Here is an 18,839-nt window from a genome sequence, read left to right on the forward strand (position 1 = left end):
TGTTTCTCCTTAGTCGAATTTCATGCGTGAGGCTTTCAGGTTCACGACAGCCAGCGCACCGACCAGCAGGAAGATCAGCGTGGCAATCGCCGCCGCCAGCCCGAAGTCCTGCCCGCCGCCGCCTTCGAAGGCGATGCGGTAGGTGTAGCTGACCAGCAAATCGGTATGACCCGCTGGCGTGGTGGTGCCGAGCATGTCCGGCCCGCCGTTGGTCAGTAACTGGATCAGCACGAAGTTATTAAAGTTAAAGGCAAAGCTGGCGATCATCAGCGGCGTCAGCGGTTTAATGAGCAAAGGCAGCGTGATGCGGAAGAAATTCTGCATCGGCGTGGCACCGTCCATTGCCGAAGCCTCATAAAGATCGTCAGGAATGGCTTTCAGCAGGCCCATACACAAGATCATCATGTACGGATAACCGAGCCAGGTGTTGACGATAATGATCATGCTTTTGGCGGTCCACGGATCGCTGAACCATGCCGGTTTAATGCCGAACAACGCGCTGAGCATCAGGTTGATTTCACCGAAACTCTGGTTGAATAACCCTTTGAAAATCAGAATCGAAATAAAGGCCGGCACCGCATAAGGCAGGATCAGCAGGATGCGGTAAGCGGCTTTGCCTTTCAGCTCTTCCCACTGTACGACGCAGGCCAGCACCATGCCGACGGCGACGGTCAGGATCACGGTCAGCAGGGCAAAAACAACTGTCCAGACGAAAATCGACAGGAAGGGTTTCTGGATCCCTTCATCATGCAATACGCGCAGGAAGTTGCCCCAGCCGATGCCGACGGTAAAGCCCGGGCTGAGTTGTTCGGCCTGCCATTCGCCCTGAGCGTTCACTGCCTGATAGAAGCCGGTTTTTGTGTTCGGGCGGTAGATTGTGCCGGTTTCAACGTTAGTCAGCTGCTTTTCATCCTCGCCCAGTTTGTACAGCGGTTGGGTGCCGGAGAACTGGCGCAGTGAACTCATGCGCAGCGTTTCGCCGTCGGGTAATTTCGCCGAGAGCTGACCCAGCGCTGCACGGTTTTGTGTCACCACGCGCAGACCGGCTTTTTCCGTCGAAGGGGCGGTCTGCGGGAGCATCTCCAGCGTTTGTGGCGCGGAAGCGTTAAAGGCAAAAGGTGGCGAAACCAGCGTTTCACTGTTATCCGCTGACGTCAGTGCCAGCTGCCATTTATCACCTGCAGGGAAGAGCGCAAAATTAAGCGCTTTTCCGCCCTGAAATTCACGGTCCATCAGCACCGACTGCGCACGTTCAAACGTCAGCTGGTTAGTGCTGCTGTAATTCGTAAAGGCAATCGCGATGGTACAGACCAGCGGGAACAGCACAAATAACGACATCCCGGCGAGGCCAGGATAGACATAGCGCCACGAATAGGCGCGGCGGTTGCCGTAAATGTATAAACCGACGCTGGAAAGAATCAGGGTCAGAACGGCAAAAAGGGTTTCGCCCTGCGCATACATCAGCACGATCAGATAACCGGTAAAGCAGGCGAGCAGGGCGATGACCAGCCATTTGAACGCATTGCTGAACGGCCGTTTTTTGGCTCTTGGCATAAGGACAATCCTTGTGGTGGCGGTACGGAACCCGTGAGTCCCGTACCGTTCATTGAGCTAATGCTTCGGCATTACTTGGTAATGCGTGTTTCTACGTCTTTCAGTGCTTGCGGAACAGTCTGGCGGCCATTCACCGCATTGATGATGGCGCTGCGTTCTGCATACCAGAAGGCGCTCATCTGCGGGATGTTAGGCATGATTTCGCCGTTTTTGGAGTTAGCCATGGTGGCGGCGATGCGCGGATCTTTCTCCAGTTGTTCCTGATACGTTTTCAGTGCCACAGCGCCCAGCGGTTTATCTTTGTTCACCACCGCCAGACCTTCGTCGGTGATCAGATAGTTTTCCAGGAACTCTTTCGCCAGTTCTTTATTCGGGCTGGCGGCGTTGATACCGGCAGTCAGCACGCCGACGAACGGTTTAGACGGTTTGCCGTGGAAGCTTGGCAGCAGCGTCACGCCGTAATTGATTTTGCTCTTGTCGAGGTTTGACCAGGCCCACGGACCATCGATAGTCATCGCGGTCTGGCCTTTGTTGAAGGCGGCTTCGGCGATGGAATAATCGGTATCAGCGTTGATGTGTTTGTTTTTCACCAGATCGATGATGAATTGCAGGCCAGCCTGAGAACCTGCGTTATTCACGCCCGTGTCTTTGATGTTGTATTTGCCGTTTTCATACTTGAACGCATAACCGCCGTCAGCGGCGATGATTGGCCAGGTGAAGTACGGTTCCTGCAAGTTCCACATGATGGCGCTCTTGCCTTTGGCGCGCAGCTCTTTGTCCAGTGCCGGGATTTCTTCCCAGGTTTTTGGCGCTTCTTTAATGATGTCTTTGTTGTAAATCAGTGACAGCGCTTCAACCGCGACCGGATAGCCGATCAACTTGCCGTTGAAGGTCACTGCATCCCAGGTGAACGGGAACAATTTGTCTTTGAAGGCTTTATCCGGGCTGATTTCAGCCAGCAGGCCAGACTGTGCGTAACCGCCGAAACGGTCGTGCGCCCAGAAGATAATGTCAGGGCCGTCGCCGGTGGCCGCCACTTGCGGATATTTTTCTTCCAGCTTGTCCGGATGTTCTACCGTGACTTTAATGCCGGTGTCTTTCTCAAACTTCTTACCGACTTCCGCCAGGCCGTTGTAGCCTTTGTCACCGTTGATCCAGATGACCAGCTTTCCTTCTTCTATTTTGGCAAATGCGGAAGATGACAGCACCAGCGTAGCCAGCGCTGAGAGTGCCAGTGTTTGTTTAACAATCTTTTTAATGCTGAGAGTCATAATCCAATCCTTTTTATTTCCTGTGAGGAGTCGGTTTTCTGTCGTCTGAGACGGGAAAAGACAGGGTACGACGCCAGTGTGGATTCAACCCGACAACGCTTCATCATCCCCCCCTCTACGCCCCCGCCTCTCAGAATGTGATCCCGCCGACACTCTCTGGCGTTATGTGGTTCATCACTCAAAAATATGCGTCGTTTTTTGCCATTCAGATCACGAATTTGATTTTTGCTGTGAACTTTCATCCGGTTGCGCGAATCCGTCATCCTCCCTGCTCCTCCCCCATGAAAAACTTTGTTACGGATGATTACGCTTAGCGGCTATTCCTTCACTCTTCGTTGCATTGAGTTTTCTCGCTGGCAGCAAGTACAGGAGTTCAGGATGGCGAGCGTTTCCCTTAACAGCGTGTACAAAGCCTTTGGTGAAACCGTGATTTCCAGCGACATCAATCTGGAAATCGAAGAGGGCGAGTTTGTGGTGTTTGTCGGGCCATCCGGCTGCGGTAAATCAACCCTGCTGCGCATGATTGCCGGTCTGGAAGACATCACTTCCGGCGAACTGAAAATCGGTGATAAACGCATGAATGAAGTGCCGCCCGCAGACCGCGGCATCGGCATGGTATTTCAGTCTTATGCGCTTTATCCGCACCTGTCGGTGGCTGAAAACATGTCTTTTGGCCTCAAGCTGGCCGGAGCGAAGAAAGCCGAAATCAATCAGCGTGTGAACCAGGTTTCTGAAGTGTTGCAGCTGGCGCACCTGTTAGATCGTCGTCCGAAAGCGCTTTCCGGCGGACAACGTCAGCGCGTAGCGATTGGCCGTACGCTGGTGGCAGAACCGACGGTTTTCCTGCTCGATGAACCGCTTTCCAACTTAGATGCCGCGCTGCGTGTTCAGATGCGTATCGAGATTTCGCGCCTGCATAAGCGCCTGAAACGCACCATGATTTACGTGACCCACGATCAGGTCGAAGCGATGACGCTGGCCGATAAAATCGTGGTGCTCGATGCCGGACATATCGCTCAGGTCGGTAAGCCGCTCGAGCTGTATCACTATCCTGCCAACCGTTTTGTCGCCGGTTTTATCGGCTCTCCAAAAATGAATTTCCTGCCGGTGAAAGTCACCGGTGCTGAACCTGCACGTGTGCAGGTCGAGTTGCCAAACCGCCAGCAAGTCTGGCTGCCCGTCGAAGGCACCGACGTCAAAGTCGGCAGCAACCTCTCGCTGGGTATCCGTCCTGAACATCTTCTGCCAAGCGACGTCGCGGAAGTGACGCTTTCCGGTGAAGTGCAGGTCGTCGAGCAACTGGGTAACGAAACACAGATCCACATCCAAATTCCGGCAATTCGTCAGAACCTGGTGTACCGCCAGAACGACGTGGTGCTGGTAGAAGAAGGTGCAACATTCGCCATCGGGTTGCCACCACACCGCTGCCATCTGTTCCGCGAGGACGGAACTGCATGTCGCCGGTTACATCCCGAATCTGGTGTTTGAAAGCACGCGATCCCCTACAGGAGAAAATGATGATTACAATGCGTAGTTCTTCCCTGGCGCTGGCAGTGGCTGCCGGAATCCTTTCTACACAAGCAATGGCAGTCGATTTTACCGGTTATGCCCGTTCGGGCATCGGCTGGACTGGCAGCGGCGGCGAGCAGCAATGTTTCAAAGCGACAGGCGCTGACAGTAAATACCGTCTGGGTAACGAATGTGAAACCTATGCGGAGTTAAAACTCGGTCAGGAAGTGTGGAAAGAAGGGGATAAGAGCTTCTACTTCGACACCAACGTGGCGTATTCCGTATCACAACAGAACGACTGGGAGTCAACCGATCCGGCTTTCCGCGAAGCAAACGTGAAGGGTAAGAACCTGATCGAATGGCTGCCGGGTTCCACCATCTGGGCCGGTAAGCGTTTCTACCAACGTCATGACGTTCACATGATCGACTTCTACTACTGGGATATTTCAGGTCCTGGTGCGGGTCTGGAAGATGTGGATCTGGGCTTCGGTAAACTGTCTCTGGCAGCGACCCGTAACACCGAAAGCGGCGGCTCATACGGCTATATTGCTGACCAGCGTAACGAAGTGCCAACGTCCAACGACGTGTTCGACGTTCGTCTGGCAGGCCTGCAAACTAACCCGGGCGGCGTGCTGGAGTTAGGTGTGGATTACGGTCGTGCCAATGCGCGTGACGGTTATTCCTTCGCGGACAATGCGACCAAAGATGGCTTCCTGGTGACTGCAGAACATACGCAGAGCATCTACAACGGCTACAACAAATTCGTCCTGCAATACGCGTCTGACTCCATGACTGATCCGGGTCAGGGCGCAGCGAACGGCCACTCCAACGGTGCAGCCATCGACAACAACGGCAGCATGATCCGTGTTCTCGACCACGGTGCGATTGACTTCAACGATACCTGGAGCCTGATGTATGTGGCGATGTATCAGGATGTTGACCGCGATAACAATAACGGCACAACCTGGTATACCGTCGGTGTCCGTCCGATGTACAAATGGACCCCGATCATGAGCACCTTGCTGGAAGTCGGTTACGACAACGTGAAATCCCAGCGCACTGGCGACAAAAACGGTCAGTACAAAGTTACCCTGGCGCAACAATGGCAGGCTGGCGACAGCATCTGGTCACGTCCGGCCATCCGCGTGTTTGCAACCTATGCAAACTGGGATGAAAAATGGGGCTACGACACTGACAGCGGCGCAAACAATGGCTTAGCGATGAACGATACCAGCACAAGAACCTTCAGCCGCGGTAATGACGACGAAGTCACCTTCGGCGCACAAATGGAAATCTGGTGGTGATCCTCTTCGTCCTTTGAGCCGCAGATGCGTTAGCTGCCCTCACTCACCCCGGTCACATACTTGTGTATGCTCCCGGGGATGAGTTCAGTTGCCGCCTTCCTGCAACTCAAATGACTTCGAGGCCTGTGCCAGTTTTCAAAAGTACAAGCAGTAAAGAAGATGTGCTGGCTGGCGGATTATCGCTGATGACCGCCAGCCTTCATGGTGATTTCAAAGGAAACAATAATGAAAAAGAATCTGCTGTCACTGTGTCTGTCGCTGAGCCTGCTGGCTGCTGCACCTGCGGTCGTGAATGCGGCGCAGAATGATGCGAATACCGCACCCGCGATTTCCAGCCAGACCTTACGCAACCTTTCATGGACGCCGCTGGTCCCGCCAGTGACGCAGGATGTGACGCTCGGAACGTCCAGCGCACAGATTAATCAGGGTCAAATTCAGGGCGCCGTCGGGGCATTCGCATTGCCTGCCGACCGGGGTTCACTTGAAATTACGCTGACCAGTATCGCGACCGGTAAAACCGTGTATGCGCCAAATGTTCTGGTGCTGGATGAGCAGATGCGTCCGGCAGCCTTTTATCCTTCCAGCTATTTCCCGTATCAGAAACCGGGGATCGTCTCCAGCGACCGTCTGGAAGGCACACTGAAACTGACGCCAGCGCTGGGTCAGAAACAAATTTATCTGCTGGTGTACACCACCCGTCAGGATCTGGCTGAAACGACGCAGATGGTGAACCCGGCCAAAGCCTTTGCCGCTGGCGTGGGTAACGCGGTACCAGATATCCCGGATCCGATAGCCCGTCATACTCCGACCGGCACGCTGAGCCTGAAAGTCACCGCCGAGCAGAAAACCGGTAACGTGATGATTGGTCAGTTCCTCCCGTCATCCGCACCGGCTGCTGCCGCGCCAGTGGTTGTCGGCAGTACACCAGCTCCGGCACCTGCGGCTGCTCCGGCAAAACCGTCTGAGCCAATGCTCAGCGATTCCGAAACCTATTTCAACGACGCGATTAAGAAAGCGGTAAAAGCAGGGGACGTCGATAAAGCCCTGAAACTGCTGGACGAAGCCGAACGTCTGGGTTCAAAAACCGCCCGTAAAACCTTTATTGAAAGCGTGAAACACTAAGTTTTCTTAGCACCTCCCACGGGAAAAAGCTGGCAGTTTTTTCAGCTCCTCCCCCTGCAAGTGCAGGAGAGAAAGCAGACGGTTTTTAGCTCCTCCCCCTGCGAAGGGGGAGGCAGGGAGGGGGTTTTAATGGCTAACGCCTTGTTTAAAAACACTTTAACTTTTTGATTTTGAAATTAATACCCCACCCCAGCCCTCCCCTTCGCAGGGGAGGGAGTTTTAAACCCACCGAGTGTTATTCACTCCTTCTATTTGTTACCCTGTTGTTAATTCATTCAGCGGGGGATGTATGGCGTCTGCAAACTGGGTCGATTTATCGAAAGATAAAGACAGCGGGATCGAGACGATCCATGCCCATTTCGAAGGCCATGCTTACGATCCTCACTGGCATGACAGCTATCTGGTCGGCGTTACGCAATACGGATTGCAGCAGTTCAGCTGCCGGCGCCAGAAGCACCAGAGCCTGCCGGGTAAAGTGTTTATGCTCGAACCGGGCGAAATCCACGATGGCGATGCCGTGCAGCCCGGCGGTTTTACTTACCACATGCTGTATCTCGATCCGCAATGGCTGAGCCGCGAACTGGCGGCGCGGCGTGATTCTCTGTCGTCTGCCGGTGATCCGAGTTTCGAAAATACCTTAGCGCAGGATCCGCAGCTGGCGCAGGCGACGTCGATGGCGTTTCAGGCACTGCATGGCAAAGAACTGCGTATTGTTCGGCAGACCGCGCTCGACGGATTACTCAGCGCACTGGGCGGACATCTCACCTGGCAACCGCCACGTTTGCAGGGCGAAGCGCCATGGTCACGTGTGGCGCATCAGGCGCGGGAATATCTGCATGCCCATCTGCACGAAGACATTGGCCTCGAACAACTGGCGGCGGCGACCGGCGAAAGCCGCTTTGTGGTCAGCCGTGCGTTTAAAGCTGAGTTTGGATTGCCGCCTCACGCTTATCTTATTCAGCTGAAACTGACCCGCGCCCGTGAAGGGTTAGCGCTGGGACGCACGCCGGCAGCGGTGGCAGCAGATTTAGGATTTGCCGATCAGAGTCATCTCGGACGCTGGTTCCGCCGTGCTTATCAGCTCACGCCCGCGAATTACCGGCGTCTGTGCACAAATCTTCCAGATTGAGAAAAAGTGACGGGTTAAGCTCAGATTTCAACTGAACCGGAGCCTGTCATCATGAATACCCCTGCCACAATTTTGCCCTCATCCCCTGAACGCTGCGTTATCGTGATCAACCAGCAACTGGCCGCCGGACACGCCGCCAATGCTGCCGCGGTACTGGCGCTGACGCTCGGACAGCGCCATCCGTCTCTGGTGGGCGCACCGCTAATTGATGCCGATAACCGGGAACATCCGGGGCTCATCCCGATTGGTATCAGTGTGTTAGTGGCCGATGCTCAGCAACTCACACAACTTCATCAGCATCTGCTTAATGATGATGAAATGGACGGCATTATTTTCCCGGTCGAAGGGCAGCAAACCACTGATTACGCGGCATTTCGTGAGGCGGTATCGGTTGTGCCGACCGACAACCTGCAACTGCTCGGCATCGCGCTGGCGGGGAATAAAAAATTGGTGCGTAAGCTGACCGGTAAACTGGGATTACTGGGCTGATGCCTGTCATTTAACCGTCACATTTCTTCTCTATTCTCCTGATATTCAAACTAATATCAGGAGTTTCACCGTGCGTAAGTCTCTCGTCGCTCTGCTGCTTTTCACTCTGGGTTCCACCTTTGCTGTTCAGGCTGCCGAAGAAGCCAAGCCGTTTATCACCAGTCAGGAACTGGATCTGACTCAATATCTGCCAGCGCCACCGGCGGATGATTCGGCACAGACCAAAGCTGAACTGAAAGAATTGCTGGAAATTCAGGCCACCCGTACGCCTGAGCAAGAGAAAGCCGCAATTGCCGATGCCGAAGAAAATGTCTGGCGTTTTGCCGATGTGATGGGCCCGGATTTTGATGCCGCGAAACTGCCGAAAACCGCCGCGCTGTTTGAGCGCATTGTGGCGACAGAAGACGTGGTGGACGATCACGCCAAGAAAGCGTTTAACCGTCCGCGTCCTTACATGCTGGATGAACAAATTCATCCGTTGCTGAAAAAATCTAAATCCGGTTCATGGCCTTCCGGTCATTCCACCATCGGTTATCTGATGGCGACGGTGCTGGGTGAAATGGTGCCGGAAAAACGTAACGCGCTGTTCACCCGCGCGGCGGGTTACGCTGAAAATCGTCTGGTGGCCGGTTTCCATTACCGCTCTGATACCGTGATGAGCCGCACCGGCGCGGCGCTGATTGCCCAGAAAATGGCAGAGCAGCCTGATTTCAAGACCGAATTTGACGCGGCAAAAGCCGAACTGCGTGCGCAGCTGGGTCTGAAATAATTGTCGTCAGTTCCTGCCTTTCCGGTAAAGTGTGGGCGTAAAACTCGCAAAGGAAGGGACTGATGGAATACAGATTCAAGCGAATGGCATCACCGGTCGGGCTGCTGACGCTGGCGGCAAAAGGCGACAAACTGACCGCCATTTTGTGGGAATGTGAAATCGACGGGCGTGTGCCGTTGGGCGATATGATTGAAGACCCGTCGTTTCCGATCCTGCTGAAAACCGAGCAACAGCTGAACGAATATTTCGCAGGCGAACGTACGTGCTTTGAGCTGGAACTGGATTTCACCGGCACGGAATTTCAGAAAGAAGTCTGGGCGGCGTTGCTGGAAATTCCATTTGGTGAGACGCGCAGTTATGGCGATATTGCCCGCCGTATTGGCCGCCCGAAAGCCGTCCGCGCCGTCGGTGCCGCCAATGGTCGTAACCCGATTTCCATTGTGGCGCCTTGCCATCGTGTCATCGGTGCTTCCGGTAAGTTAACCGGCTTTGCTGGCGGTCTCGATAACAAAGCGTTATTACTCAAGCTGGAAGGGCGCAAATCCTAGGGTTTTAATCGGGTAAATAAATCACTTGATGTCCGCTTGTCAGTCGATGCATAGTCAAAAAATAAGCAGTAAATAAAAAAAGACAACATCACTTACAGACGGAGTTTTAAATCAATGGATCAGATTCAATCCCTCGAACAGTTCTTATCCTCAGTACAACAACGCGACCCGCATCAGGTCGAATTCTCCCAGGCCGTACGTGAAGTTATGACCACGCTATGGCCTTTCCTCGAACAAAATCCGCAATACCGCCGTTCTGCTTTACTCGAACGTCTGGTAGAGCCGGAGCGTGTCATTCAGTTCCGCATCGCGTGGGTGGATGACAAAAATCAGGTGCAGGTGAACCGTGGCTGGCGCGTGCAGTTCAGCTCGGCGATTGGCCCGTATAAAGGCGGCATGCGTTTCCATCCGTCGGTCAATTTATCAATCCTCAAATTCCTCGGTTTTGAGCAGACCTTTAAAAATGCCCTGACCACGTTGCCAATGGGCGGCGGAAAGGGCGGCAGTGATTTCAATCCGAAAGGCAAAAGCGAAGGCGAAATCATGCGTTTCTGTCAGGCGCTGATGCTGGAACTGTACCGTCATCTCGGGCCGGATACCGATGTGCCTGCGGGTGATATCGGCGTCGGCGGGCGTGAAGTCGGGTATATGGCGGGGATGATGAAAAAACTCTCCAACAACACCGCCAGTGTGTTCACCGGCAAAGGGTTGTCGTTTGGCGGCAGTCTGATCCGCCCGGAAGCCACAGGTTATGGCCTGATCTATTTCACTGAATCGATGCTCAAACGCCACGGTCTGGATTTCGAAGGCATGCGCGTGGCGGTATCCGGCTCCGGTAACGTCGCGCAATACGCGATTGAAAAAGCCATGTCACTGGGCGCCCGGGTGATTACGGCGTCAGATTCTAACGGTACTGTCGTCGATGAAGCCGGTTTCACCCCTGAGAAACTGGCGTTGCTGACCGAAATCAAAGCCAGCCGCGACGGGCGTGTGGCCGATTACGCAGAAAAACTCGGGCTGACCTATCTCGAAGGCCAGCAACCGTGGAACGTGCCGGTGGATATCGCGCTGCCTTGCGCCACACAAAATGAACTGGATGCCGATGCGGCACGCGTGCTGATTGCCAATGGCGTGAAAGCCGTCGCCGAAGGCGCGAACATGCCAACCACGATTGAAGCGACCGACTTGTTCACCGACGCGGGCGTGCTTTTCGCGCCGGGCAAAGCGGCGAACGCCGGTGGCGTGGCGACGTCAGGTCTGGAAATGGCGCAGAACGCGGCACGTCTGAGCTGGAAAGCCGAAGAAGTCGATGCGCGTTTACGTCACATCATGCTGGATATCCATCACTCTTGCGTGGAGTACGGCGGTGAAGGTAAACAGACACAGTATGTACGTGGCGCCAATATCGCCGGTTTCGTGAAAGTCGCCGATGCCATGCTGGCGCAGGGCGTGCTCTGATTTTAGTGAGCCACTTTTGAGGCAATTAATTTAGCCAACAAAAAAGCCACTTCTTGCGAAGTGGCTTAATCGACTGAATCTGAAACTAAAATTTGGTGGCCCTTGCTGGACTTGAACCAGCGACCAAGCGATTATGAGTCGCGTGCTCTAACCAACTGAGCTAAAGGGCCGAGGTGCGGGATTATACGGTAAACTCTGCTTACAGGTCTATATGTGTTCGGTTTGTATGCGCGTTTTGTGTGCAGTTCTGGCATGTTGTATTCGCAGACTTTTTTACCGATAACTCCGGTTAATACATCTCAGGAAAGAATAATGATTACAGATATTATCGCCAGGGATCTTTCTGTCGTGTTTTGCGGCATCAATCCTGGTCTATCTACCGCTCATCATGGTTTTCATTTTGCTAATGCCAATAATCGCTTCTGGAAGGTTATCTATCAGGCCGGTTTTACCGCCCGCTTGCTGAAGCCTGAAGAAGAGCAACATTTGCTGGATACGGGTTGTGGCATCACGATGCTGGTTGAGCGCCCGACCATTGAAGCAACCGAACTGGTACGCGATGAGTTGCGTGAGGGCGGGGCTGTTTTGACGGAGAAAATCGAACGCTATCAGCCGCGCGCACTGGCCGTTTTAGGTAAGCAGGCGTTCAGTAAAGCGTTTGGGATCAGCAAAGTGAACTGGGGGCGTCAGGCGCTGAAAATCGGTGACACAGAGGTCTGGGTGCTGCCTAACCCCAGCGGACTGAACCGTGCGACGTTAGAGGAACTGACCGCCTCTTACCGCGAACTTTACGATGCCCTGAATTCCTGAGCCTAAACTTCAAACAATAAAAAAGCCCCGCCATTTCCAGAGAAAGGCGGGGCTTTTTATTGGCTGACAGCCTGAGGACGATTAATCGTCCAGGAAGCTACGCAGCACTTCGGAGCGGCTTGGGTGGCGCAGTTTACGCAACGCTTTCGCTTCGATCTGACGGATACGTTCACGGGTAACGTCGAACTGTTTGCCCACTTCTTCCAGAGTGTGGTCAGTGTTCATATCGATACCGAAACGCATACGCAGAACTTTCGCTTCACGTGCGGTCAGGCCAGCCAGAACGTCATGCGTCGCAGAACGCAGGCTTTCAGACGTTGCAGAATCCAGTGGCAGCTCGAGGGTTGTATCCTCGATGAAATCGCCCAGATGCGAATCTTCATCGTCGCCGATTGGCGTTTCCATGGAGATTGGCTCTTTAGCAATTTTCAGCACTTTACGGATTTTGTCTTCCGGCATCAGCATACGCTCAGCCAGCTCTTCCGGTGTTGGCTCACGGCCCATCTCTTGCAGCATCTGACGGGAGATACGGTTGAGTTTGTTGATAGTCTCAATCATATGCACCGGAATACGGATGGTACGCGCCTGGTCGGCGATGGAGCGGGTGATAGCCTGACGGATCCACCAGGTCGCATAAGTTGAGAACTTATAACCACGGCGATATTCAAACTTATCAACGGCTTTCATCAGGCCGATGTTACCTTCCTGGATCAGGTCAAGGAATTGCAGACCACGGTTGGTGTATTTCTTGGCGATAGAAATAACCAGACGTAAGTTTGCTTCAACCATCTCTTTCTTCGCGCGACGGGCTTTCGCTTCGCCGATCGACATGCGACGGTTGATGTCTTTAACCTGCTCGATAGTCAGGCCAGTTTCTTCTTCGATCTGACGCAGTTTCATCAGGCCGCGCTGCACGTCTTCGGTGACTTCTTTCAGCTTCTCAGACCATGGTTTACCCATTGCCAGAGCCGCATCGAACCAGGTATCGCTGGTTTCGTTACCGGCGAACAGATTGACGAAGTTTTTCTTCGGCATTTTGCACTGTTCAACGCACACTTTCATGATCAGACGTTCCTGAGCACGTACGCGATCCATCATGGAACGCATGCTGTTAACCAGGAAATCGAACTGTTTTGGCACTAAACGGAACTGTTTGAACACATCGGACAGCTTCAGGATTTCTTCTGCTGCGCTTTTGTGACTACGGCCGTTTTTCTTGATGACCAGACGTGTCGCTTCATGTTGTTCACGCAGTTCGGTGAACTTCTGGCGAGCCAGTTCAGGGTCGATGCTGTTGTCATCTTCAGCGTCGTCGTCGTCGTCTTCGTCTTCGTCGTCATCATTCTGCTCTTCAGTGGTCAGTTCAGAACCCACATGAGTCGCAGTTGGTGCGATTTCTTCTTCGGCGTTCGGATCAACAAAACCGGTGATCAGGTCAGACAGACGTACTTCGCCTGCTTCCACACGGTCATATTGCTCTAACAAATAAGTGATAGCTTCAGGATATTCAGCAACGGAGCACTGGACCTGATTGATACCGTCTTCGATACGTTTGGCGATGTCGATTTCGCCTTCACGGGTCAGCAATTCAACGGTACCCATCTCGCGCATATACATACGCACTGGGTCGGTGGTACGGCCAATTTCGGATTCAACGCTGGAAAGTACCTGCGCCGCCGCTTCTGCAGCGTCTTCGTCGGTATCTGGGCGATTTTCGGCCAGCATCAAATCATCGGCGTCCGGAGCTTCTTCAAGAACCTGGATGCCCATGTCGTTAATCATCTGGATGATGTCTTCGATCTGGTCGGAATCGACGATATCTTCCGGCAGATGGTCATTGACCTCAGCATAGGTCAGATAGCCTTGCTCCTTACCACGGGTGACAAGTAGCTTAAGCTGTGACTGCGGGTTTTGCTCCATAAGACGGTATCCACACTTCAGAGTATTTGGGTTGGTGTCGGTCGGGTAACATCGCCAACAATAACGTTAGGGGCGTTTATTGTGCCGCGGCCCACCAGGGCGGCTCTGCGCAGGGCCGTGCCCCGCTTTTTATCGGCACTTAAGCCGTGTTCTGTTTTACCCGTCATACTTCGAGCCGCAGGTGCGTTAGCTGCCTTCCCGTCACTCGAGTTATCCGGGTAAATATATGTTCTTGTTATTAAATTTTTAACTCTTTCTCGCTAACACCTGATTCAGGGAACTCACTTCGGTGCGTTCCTCTGGACTCAGGCCATGCGTCCTGGCTTTTGCAATCAAAGTTTCAAGCCGTTGCTCTAGAATCGAGTCATACAGGCTGGCTAGCGTGGCACGAAATTCCTCTTCGACCATGTCCTCTACGATCATGTGGTTCCATGTCGCCAGAGTTTCAAGTTGTTGGTAGAACTTATTATCGCGATAAAGTTCCAGTAACTGGCCTGTTGTCAGGCCCGGCTGGGCTAAGCAAGTGGTTACTAACTCGCTGAAAAGATCCAGTCCTGGTTGCTTCGCTTGCTCCAAACCTTGCAGCGAGGGTATAAGTGTAGCCAGTTGTGGATTTTGTACCAGTAACCCTATAAGTATACGCATGGTTGTGCGTTTTAGCTGGGGCGCCTGATAGACATTGCTATTTTCTGCCTGTTTAGGCATCAGCTTTTCCAGCTGGCTGTCATCCAAAATCCCGAGCTTATTCCCTAACTGCTGACGCAAATACATCCGTAACGTTTCACCGGGTACCTGGCGGATCAGCGGCAATGCCAGCATGCTCAATTTGGTGCGCCCGTCAGGGCTGCTCAAATCAACCTGCGGCATCAGCGAATCAAACAGGAAAGTGGACAGCGGCATCGCCTGCTCCATTCTTTGTTCGAACGCTTCTTTGCCTTCTTTTCGCACCAGCGTGTCTGGATCTTCGCCGTCGGGTAAAAACATAAAACGCAGCTGGCGACCATCATTAAGATAGGGCAGTGCTGTTTCCAGCGCGCGCCATGCAGCTTCACGTCCCGCCCGGTCGCCGTCGTAACAACAAACGACGTTATCGGTGCTGCGGAACATCAGCTGAATGTGGTCAGCCGTCGTGGACGTACCCAGTGAGGCCACGGCGTAATCAATGCCGAACTGCGCCAGTGCGACAACGTCCATATACCCTTCAACAACCAGCAAACGCGCCGGCGTCGGGTGCTTTAACTGTGCTTCATACAGGCCATACAACTGGCGGCCTTTATGGAAAATTTCGGTTTCCGGCGAGTTGAGGTATTTCGGCGTACCGTCACCCAAAACCCTGCCGCCAAAGGCAATCACGCGGCCACGTTTATCACGAATAGGGAACATCACCCGTTCGCGGAAACGGTCATAGCTGCGGCCATTGTCATTGGTGACTAACATGCCGGCGTCAATCAGAGACGCTTTATCATCGGCATTTTTGCCGAAACGCTTTAATGCGTTGTCCCAGCCCGGAGGGGCGAAACCAATAGCGAAGTGACTGATGACGTCTTCACTCAAACCGCGTCGGGCAAGATATTCCCGTGCGGGGGCACCTGCAGGCTGTTTAAGTGATTGCTGATAGAACTCGCTAAGCGGTGCCATCAACTGGTAGAGGCTTTGACGCTGATGACGCTCCATCTGGCTTGGACCGGTGCCTGCTTCGTACGGCACTTCCAAACCCTGCATTGTCGCCAGTTCCTCAATGCTTTCGACAAACTCAAGCCTGTCATAGTTCATCAGGAAATCGACGGCATTGCCGTGGGCACCACAACCGAAACAGTGATAAAACTGCTTATCGCCATTTACGGTAAATGAGGGTGTTTTCTCATGGTGGAAAGGGCAGCACGCGTGATAATTTTTACCCTGTTTCTTGAGCTTTACACGTGCGTCGATCAAATCGACGATATCGATGCGAGCCAGCAAGTCATTGATAAATACGCGCGGAATTCTCCCAGCCATAAGCCCCTTACTCACTAGCCTATAAACGAGAACAAGCCGCGCATTCCTTTCGGAAAGCACGGCCTTCGTATGCTACTACGCAGTCTGCGCGTTCTTAATATTGCAAATCACGCGATTTGGGGTTGCCCCCGAAGATTAATACAGACGAGTGCGGCGTGCGTTTTCGCGAGCCAGTTTCTTGGCGTGGCGTTTTACTGCAGATGCTTTAGCGCGTTTACGTTCGGTAGTCGGTTTTTCATAGAATTCACGACGACGAACTTCTGCCAGAACACCTGCTTTTTCGCAGGAACGCTTGAAGCGACGCAGAGCTACGTCGAACGGCTCGTTTTCACGTACTTTAATTACAGGCATGTGCCTCTCACCTCGATAAAATCGGTTTGTTTGCTGATGTTGTACCAGCACATTTCAAAATGGTGCGGAATTTTACTCCAATTCGCCTCGTCTTGTAAAGCATAACGGCAAATTGAAACAGGTGCGTTCAGCAACCCTTCTGCAACATCGTGCGCTCGCTTTTGCGTCGGGCGGCGATTATATACCAATCAATCGAAATTGCTCGACATTAATTGGCTCAGGAAGCAAGGAATTCCCACTCCGGTGCAGCACCCGCTAAGGCTTGTGTGCTAAACTGCGCGCCGCGAGTTAGCGCCAAACTATGATGGAAAGAGTGATGCGAGTACTGGGTATTGAAACGTCCTGCGATGAAACCGGAATTGCAGTTTATGACAGCGAAGCCGGTTTGTTAGCCAACCAACTGTATAGTCAGGTAAAACTGCATGCAGATTACGGCGGCGTGGTGCCAGAACTGGCCTCGCGTGACCATGTGCGCAAAACAATCCCTTTGATTCAGGCCGCGCTGAAAGAAGCCGGGCTGACCGCACAGGACATCGACGGCGTGGCGTATACCGCCGGTCCCGGTCTGGTCGGCGCGTTGCTGGTCGGCGCAACTATCGGCCGTTCTCTGGCGTTTGCCTGGGATGTGCCTGCGGTGCCGGTTCATCATATGGAAGGCCATTTGCTGGCACCGATGCTTGAAGATAATCCGCCTGATTTCCCGTTTGTCGCGTTGCTGGTTTCCGGCGGTCATACGCAGTTAATCAGCGTCACCGGTATCGGTGAATATACCTTACTGGGCGAGTCTATTGATGACGCTGCCGGTGAAGCCTTTGATAAAACGGCAAAATTGCTGGGTCTGGATTATCCGGGTGGCCCGCTGCTGTCAAAAATGGCGGCTCAGGGTGTGGCCGGGCGCTTTACATTCCCGCGTCCGATGACGGATCGTCCGGGGCTGGATTTCAGCTTCTCCGGTCTCAAAACGTTCGCCGCCAATACCATTCGTGGCAATGACAGCGACCCGCAGACGCACGCGGACATTGCCCGTGCTTTTGAAGATGCCGTGGTCGATACGCTGGCGATTAAATGCAAACGCGCGCTGGATCAGACCGGTTTTAAACAGCTCGTCATGGCTGGTGGCGTCAGCGCGAACCGCACATTACGCGCCAAACTTGAAGACGTGATGACCAAACGTGGCGGTAAGGTATTTTATGCCCGACCTGAATTCTGTACCGACAACGGCGCGATGATTGCTTATGCCGGTATGGTGCGGTTGAAAACCGGAGCAACACCTGATCTTGGCGTGACCGTTCGCCCGCGCTGGCCGTTAGCGGAGCTTCCGCCAGTCTGAGCGGGGCTGCGACTGCGTTGCTGCGTCGACCCGAAATGCTCACATACTTGAGTATGCTGCGCTTTCAGGTCTCCTGACGCCTTGTCTCGCTCGCGCTCAGGCTGGCTGAGGCTGAGAAAAACAATAAAAAAACGACCCGCATGAGGTCGTTTTTTTATGTCTGGAATGTAACGGTTATTCGGTCTTATCTTCTTTCGCCGCTTTACGTTTCTTCTTCAGCTTATCCCAGATTTTTCCTTCCTGGCCCCGCCACAGACGCTGGATGTTATCGTGATGACGCAACAATATCAGACAGGAAAGCATAGCGACCGGGAAGGTAAATTCTGGCTTGAACCACCAGACGTAAAAAGGTGCGATCAGCGCACTGACAATCGCGCCCAGCGAAGAGTATCCGCTCAGCAGCACGGTCAGCAGCCATGTCCCCATCATCAGCCCGGTTAAGTCCCAGCCGATAGGCGCAATGGCACCAAAAGCAGTTGCCACGCCTTTACCGCCTTTGAAGCGGAAGAATACCGGATAGATGTGACCCAGACAGGCTGCGATAGCAGTCAGCCCAAGGTACATTGGCGGAATATTCAGGCGATAGGCCAGCCAGACAGGCAACATGCCTTTCAGAACATCGAAGATGAGAACAGACGCCGCTGCCAGACGACCACCCAGTCGCAAGACATTTGTGGCACCGGGATTGCCAGAGCCCGCCGTGCGCGGATCAGGTAACCGGGCTACCCGGCAGACCAGAATCGCACTGGAAATCGAGCCGCAGAGGTAGGCGAAAATAATCATTCCAAGCGCGGTAGCACTCATAAAGCAGTTCCGTCTAATAAGGGTCGTTTTAATCGCAACATCCATGGATAATACGCATTTTCTGCTGGAAGTGGTATCCGGCTGGGTCAAAAACAGAGAATCACGTGATGGATATCGTATTTATTGAGCAACTAAATGTAATCACCACGATTGGCGCTTACGACTGGGAACAGACGATTAAACAGAAACTGGTGTTCGATATCGAAATGGCCTGGGATAACCGAAAATCCGCTGCCAGCGATGATGTGAATGACTGTTTAAGCTATGCGGACGTCAGTGATGCGGTGATTGAACATGTGGCATCGCAAAATTTTGCGCTGGTAGAGCGTGTGGCCGAAGAAGTGGCGACATTGCTGCTGACCCGTTTTAACACGCCATGGGTGCGGATTAAGCTCAGCAAGCCCGGCGCGGTGGCTCAGGCGGCCAATGTCGGCGTGATTATTGAGCGCGGAAAACGAATTTAGTCCGGTTACGGA

Annotated in this window: 17 protein-coding genes and 1 tRNA gene; 11 read left to right on the top strand and 7 right to left on the bottom strand. The window is 53.4% G+C overall.

Annotation, left to right across the window (positions count from 1 at the left end):
- Positions 1-9: 9 nt before the first annotated feature.
- Positions 10-1,554, bottom strand: a complete 1,545-nt coding sequence (malF, locus tag ACJY2G_RS05350; RefSeq protein ID WP_430320023.1) for a maltose ABC transporter permease MalF — start codon at positions 1,552-1,554, stop codon at positions 10-12.
- A gap of 71 nt (positions 1,555-1,625) precedes the next feature.
- Positions 1,626-2,825: a maltose/maltodextrin ABC transporter substrate-binding protein MalE gene (malE, locus tag ACJY2G_RS05355; RefSeq protein WP_112286740.1), complete on the bottom strand. Its 1,200-nt coding sequence runs from the start codon at positions 2,823-2,825 to the stop codon at positions 1,626-1,628.
- Positions 2,826-3,203: 378 nt separating this feature from the next.
- On the opposite strand from malE, the gene malK reads away from it, so the two are divergent.
- From malK to gdhA, 8 genes are all read left to right on the top strand, one after another.
- Complete coding sequence (gene malK / locus ACJY2G_RS05360; RefSeq protein WP_112286738.1) at positions 3,204-4,313, top strand: maltose/maltodextrin ABC transporter ATP-binding protein MalK; 1,110 nt, start codon at positions 3,204-3,206, stop codon at positions 4,311-4,313.
- 26 nt (positions 4,314-4,339) lie between these two features.
- The gene (locus ACJY2G_RS05365; protein WP_162940769.1) at positions 4,340-5,638 is read left to right on the top strand and encodes a maltoporin; all 1,299 of its coding nucleotides are present in this window, start codon (positions 4,340-4,342) and stop codon (positions 5,636-5,638) included.
- Between the two features lie 225 nt (positions 5,639-5,863).
- Positions 5,864-6,760, top strand: a complete 897-nt coding sequence (gene malM / locus ACJY2G_RS05370; RefSeq protein ID WP_430320022.1) for a maltose operon protein MalM — start codon at positions 5,864-5,866, stop codon at positions 6,758-6,760.
- Positions 6,761-7,049: 289 nt separating this feature from the next.
- On the top strand, positions 7,050-7,889 hold the full coding sequence (locus ACJY2G_RS05375) for an AraC family ligand binding domain-containing protein (RefSeq protein WP_430320021.1): 840 nt from the start codon (positions 7,050-7,052) through the stop codon (positions 7,887-7,889).
- Positions 7,890-7,940: 51 nt separating this feature from the next.
- A complete protein-coding gene (locus tag ACJY2G_RS05380) occupies positions 7,941-8,378 on the top strand; it encodes a DUF2000 domain-containing protein (protein WP_430320020.1) in 438 nt (145 codons plus the stop codon).
- A gap of 70 nt (positions 8,379-8,448) precedes the next feature.
- Positions 8,449-9,147, top strand: a complete 699-nt coding sequence (locus ACJY2G_RS05385; RefSeq protein ID WP_112286733.1) for an acid phosphatase — start codon at positions 8,449-8,451, stop codon at positions 9,145-9,147.
- Positions 9,148-9,209: 62 nt separating this feature from the next.
- A complete protein-coding gene (locus ACJY2G_RS05390; protein ID WP_113877157.1) occupies positions 9,210-9,695 on the top strand; it encodes a methylated-DNA--[protein]-cysteine S-methyltransferase in 486 nt (161 codons plus the stop codon).
- A gap of 114 nt (positions 9,696-9,809) precedes the next feature.
- A complete protein-coding gene (gene gdhA, locus ACJY2G_RS05395) occupies positions 9,810-11,153 on the top strand; it encodes an NADP-specific glutamate dehydrogenase (RefSeq protein ID WP_120163275.1) in 1,344 nt (447 codons plus the stop codon).
- Positions 11,154-11,246: 93 nt separating this feature from the next.
- On the opposite strand, the gene ACJY2G_RS05400 is transcribed toward gdhA, so the two are convergent.
- Positions 11,247-11,323 (bottom strand) — tRNA-Ile (locus ACJY2G_RS05400).
- 142 nt (positions 11,324-11,465) lie between these two features.
- Between ACJY2G_RS05400 and mug the strand changes: the two genes are divergently transcribed.
- Positions 11,466-11,963, top strand: coding sequence for a G/U mismatch-specific DNA glycosylase (mug, locus tag ACJY2G_RS05405; RefSeq protein WP_430319984.1), 498 nt, complete (start codon positions 11,466-11,468; stop codon positions 11,961-11,963).
- Between the two features lie 81 nt (positions 11,964-12,044).
- On the opposite strand, the gene rpoD is transcribed toward mug, so the two are convergent.
- From rpoD to rpsU, 3 genes are all read right to left on the bottom strand, one after another.
- Positions 12,045-13,883: an RNA polymerase sigma factor RpoD gene (gene rpoD / locus ACJY2G_RS05410; protein WP_430319983.1), complete on the bottom strand. Its 1,839-nt coding sequence runs from the start codon at positions 13,881-13,883 to the stop codon at positions 12,045-12,047.
- A 246-nt stretch (positions 13,884-14,129) separates the two neighbouring features.
- The gene (gene dnaG / locus ACJY2G_RS05415; RefSeq protein WP_112286729.1) at positions 14,130-15,878 is read right to left on the bottom strand and encodes a DNA primase; all 1,749 of its coding nucleotides are present in this window, start codon (positions 15,876-15,878) and stop codon (positions 14,130-14,132) included.
- A 135-nt stretch (positions 15,879-16,013) separates the two neighbouring features.
- Positions 16,014-16,229, bottom strand: a complete 216-nt coding sequence (rpsU, locus tag ACJY2G_RS05420) for a 30S ribosomal protein S21 (protein ID WP_001144069.1) — start codon at positions 16,227-16,229, stop codon at positions 16,014-16,016.
- A 316-nt stretch (positions 16,230-16,545) separates the two neighbouring features.
- On the opposite strand from rpsU, the gene tsaD reads away from it, so the two are divergent.
- Complete coding sequence (gene tsaD, locus ACJY2G_RS05425; RefSeq protein WP_112286728.1) at positions 16,546-17,559, top strand: tRNA (adenosine(37)-N6)-threonylcarbamoyltransferase complex transferase subunit TsaD; 1,014 nt, start codon at positions 16,546-16,548, stop codon at positions 17,557-17,559.
- A gap of 174 nt (positions 17,560-17,733) precedes the next feature.
- On the opposite strand, the gene plsY is transcribed toward tsaD, so the two are convergent.
- Positions 17,734-18,363, bottom strand: coding sequence for a glycerol-3-phosphate 1-O-acyltransferase PlsY (gene plsY, locus ACJY2G_RS05430; RefSeq protein ID WP_120163272.1), 630 nt, complete (start codon positions 18,361-18,363; stop codon positions 17,734-17,736).
- Between the two features lie 107 nt (positions 18,364-18,470).
- Between plsY and folB the strand changes: the two genes are divergently transcribed.
- A complete protein-coding gene (folB, locus tag ACJY2G_RS05435; RefSeq protein WP_113877372.1) occupies positions 18,471-18,827 on the top strand; it encodes a bifunctional dihydroneopterin aldolase/7,8-dihydroneopterin epimerase in 357 nt (118 codons plus the stop codon).
- Positions 18,828-18,839 lie beyond the last annotated feature (12 nt).

Origin of the sequence: Rahnella sp. ATs2, assembly GCF_051851855.1 — a bacterium.
Taxonomy (GTDB): domain Bacteria; phylum Pseudomonadota; class Gammaproteobacteria; order Enterobacterales; family Enterobacteriaceae; genus Rahnella; species Rahnella variigena.

Excerpts from the sequence above, each read along its gene's own strand:
- ACJY2G_RS05390 (WP_113877157.1), top strand. The coding sequence starts at position 9,210 with ATGGAATACAGATTCAAGCGAATGGCATCACCGGTCGGGCTGCTGACG.
- plsY (WP_120163272.1), bottom strand. The coding sequence starts at position 18,363 with ATGAGTGCTACCGCGCTTGGAATGATTATTTTCGCCTACCTCTGCGGC.
- rpoD (WP_430319983.1), bottom strand. The coding sequence starts at position 13,883 with ATGGAGCAAAACCCGCAGTCACAGCTTAAGCTACTTGTCACCCGTGGT.
- malF (WP_430320023.1), bottom strand. The coding sequence starts at position 1,554 with ATGCCAAGAGCCAAAAAACGGCCGTTCAGCAATGCGTTCAAATGGCTG.
- mug (WP_430319984.1), top strand. The coding sequence starts at position 11,466 with ATGATTACAGATATTATCGCCAGGGATCTTTCTGTCGTGTTTTGCGGC.
- malK (WP_112286738.1), top strand. The coding sequence starts at position 3,204 with ATGGCGAGCGTTTCCCTTAACAGCGTGTACAAAGCCTTTGGTGAAACC.
- malM (WP_430320022.1), top strand. The coding sequence starts at position 5,864 with ATGAAAAAGAATCTGCTGTCACTGTGTCTGTCGCTGAGCCTGCTGGCT.
- ACJY2G_RS05380 (WP_430320020.1), top strand. The coding sequence starts at position 7,941 with ATGAATACCCCTGCCACAATTTTGCCCTCATCCCCTGAACGCTGCGTT.
- rpsU (WP_001144069.1), bottom strand. The coding sequence starts at position 16,229 with ATGCCTGTAATTAAAGTACGTGAAAACGAGCCGTTCGACGTAGCTCTG.
- ACJY2G_RS05365 (WP_162940769.1), top strand. The coding sequence starts at position 4,340 with ATGATGATTACAATGCGTAGTTCTTCCCTGGCGCTGGCAGTGGCTGCC.
- gdhA (WP_120163275.1), top strand. The coding sequence starts at position 9,810 with ATGGATCAGATTCAATCCCTCGAACAGTTCTTATCCTCAGTACAACAA.
- folB (WP_113877372.1), top strand. The coding sequence starts at position 18,471 with ATGGATATCGTATTTATTGAGCAACTAAATGTAATCACCACGATTGGC.
- tsaD (WP_112286728.1), top strand. The coding sequence starts at position 16,546 with ATGCGAGTACTGGGTATTGAAACGTCCTGCGATGAAACCGGAATTGCA.
- dnaG (WP_112286729.1), bottom strand. The coding sequence starts at position 15,878 with ATGGCTGGGAGAATTCCGCGCGTATTTATCAATGACTTGCTGGCTCGC.
- malE (WP_112286740.1), bottom strand. The coding sequence starts at position 2,825 with ATGACTCTCAGCATTAAAAAGATTGTTAAACAAACACTGGCACTCTCA.
- ACJY2G_RS05375 (WP_430320021.1), top strand. The coding sequence starts at position 7,050 with ATGGCGTCTGCAAACTGGGTCGATTTATCGAAAGATAAAGACAGCGGG.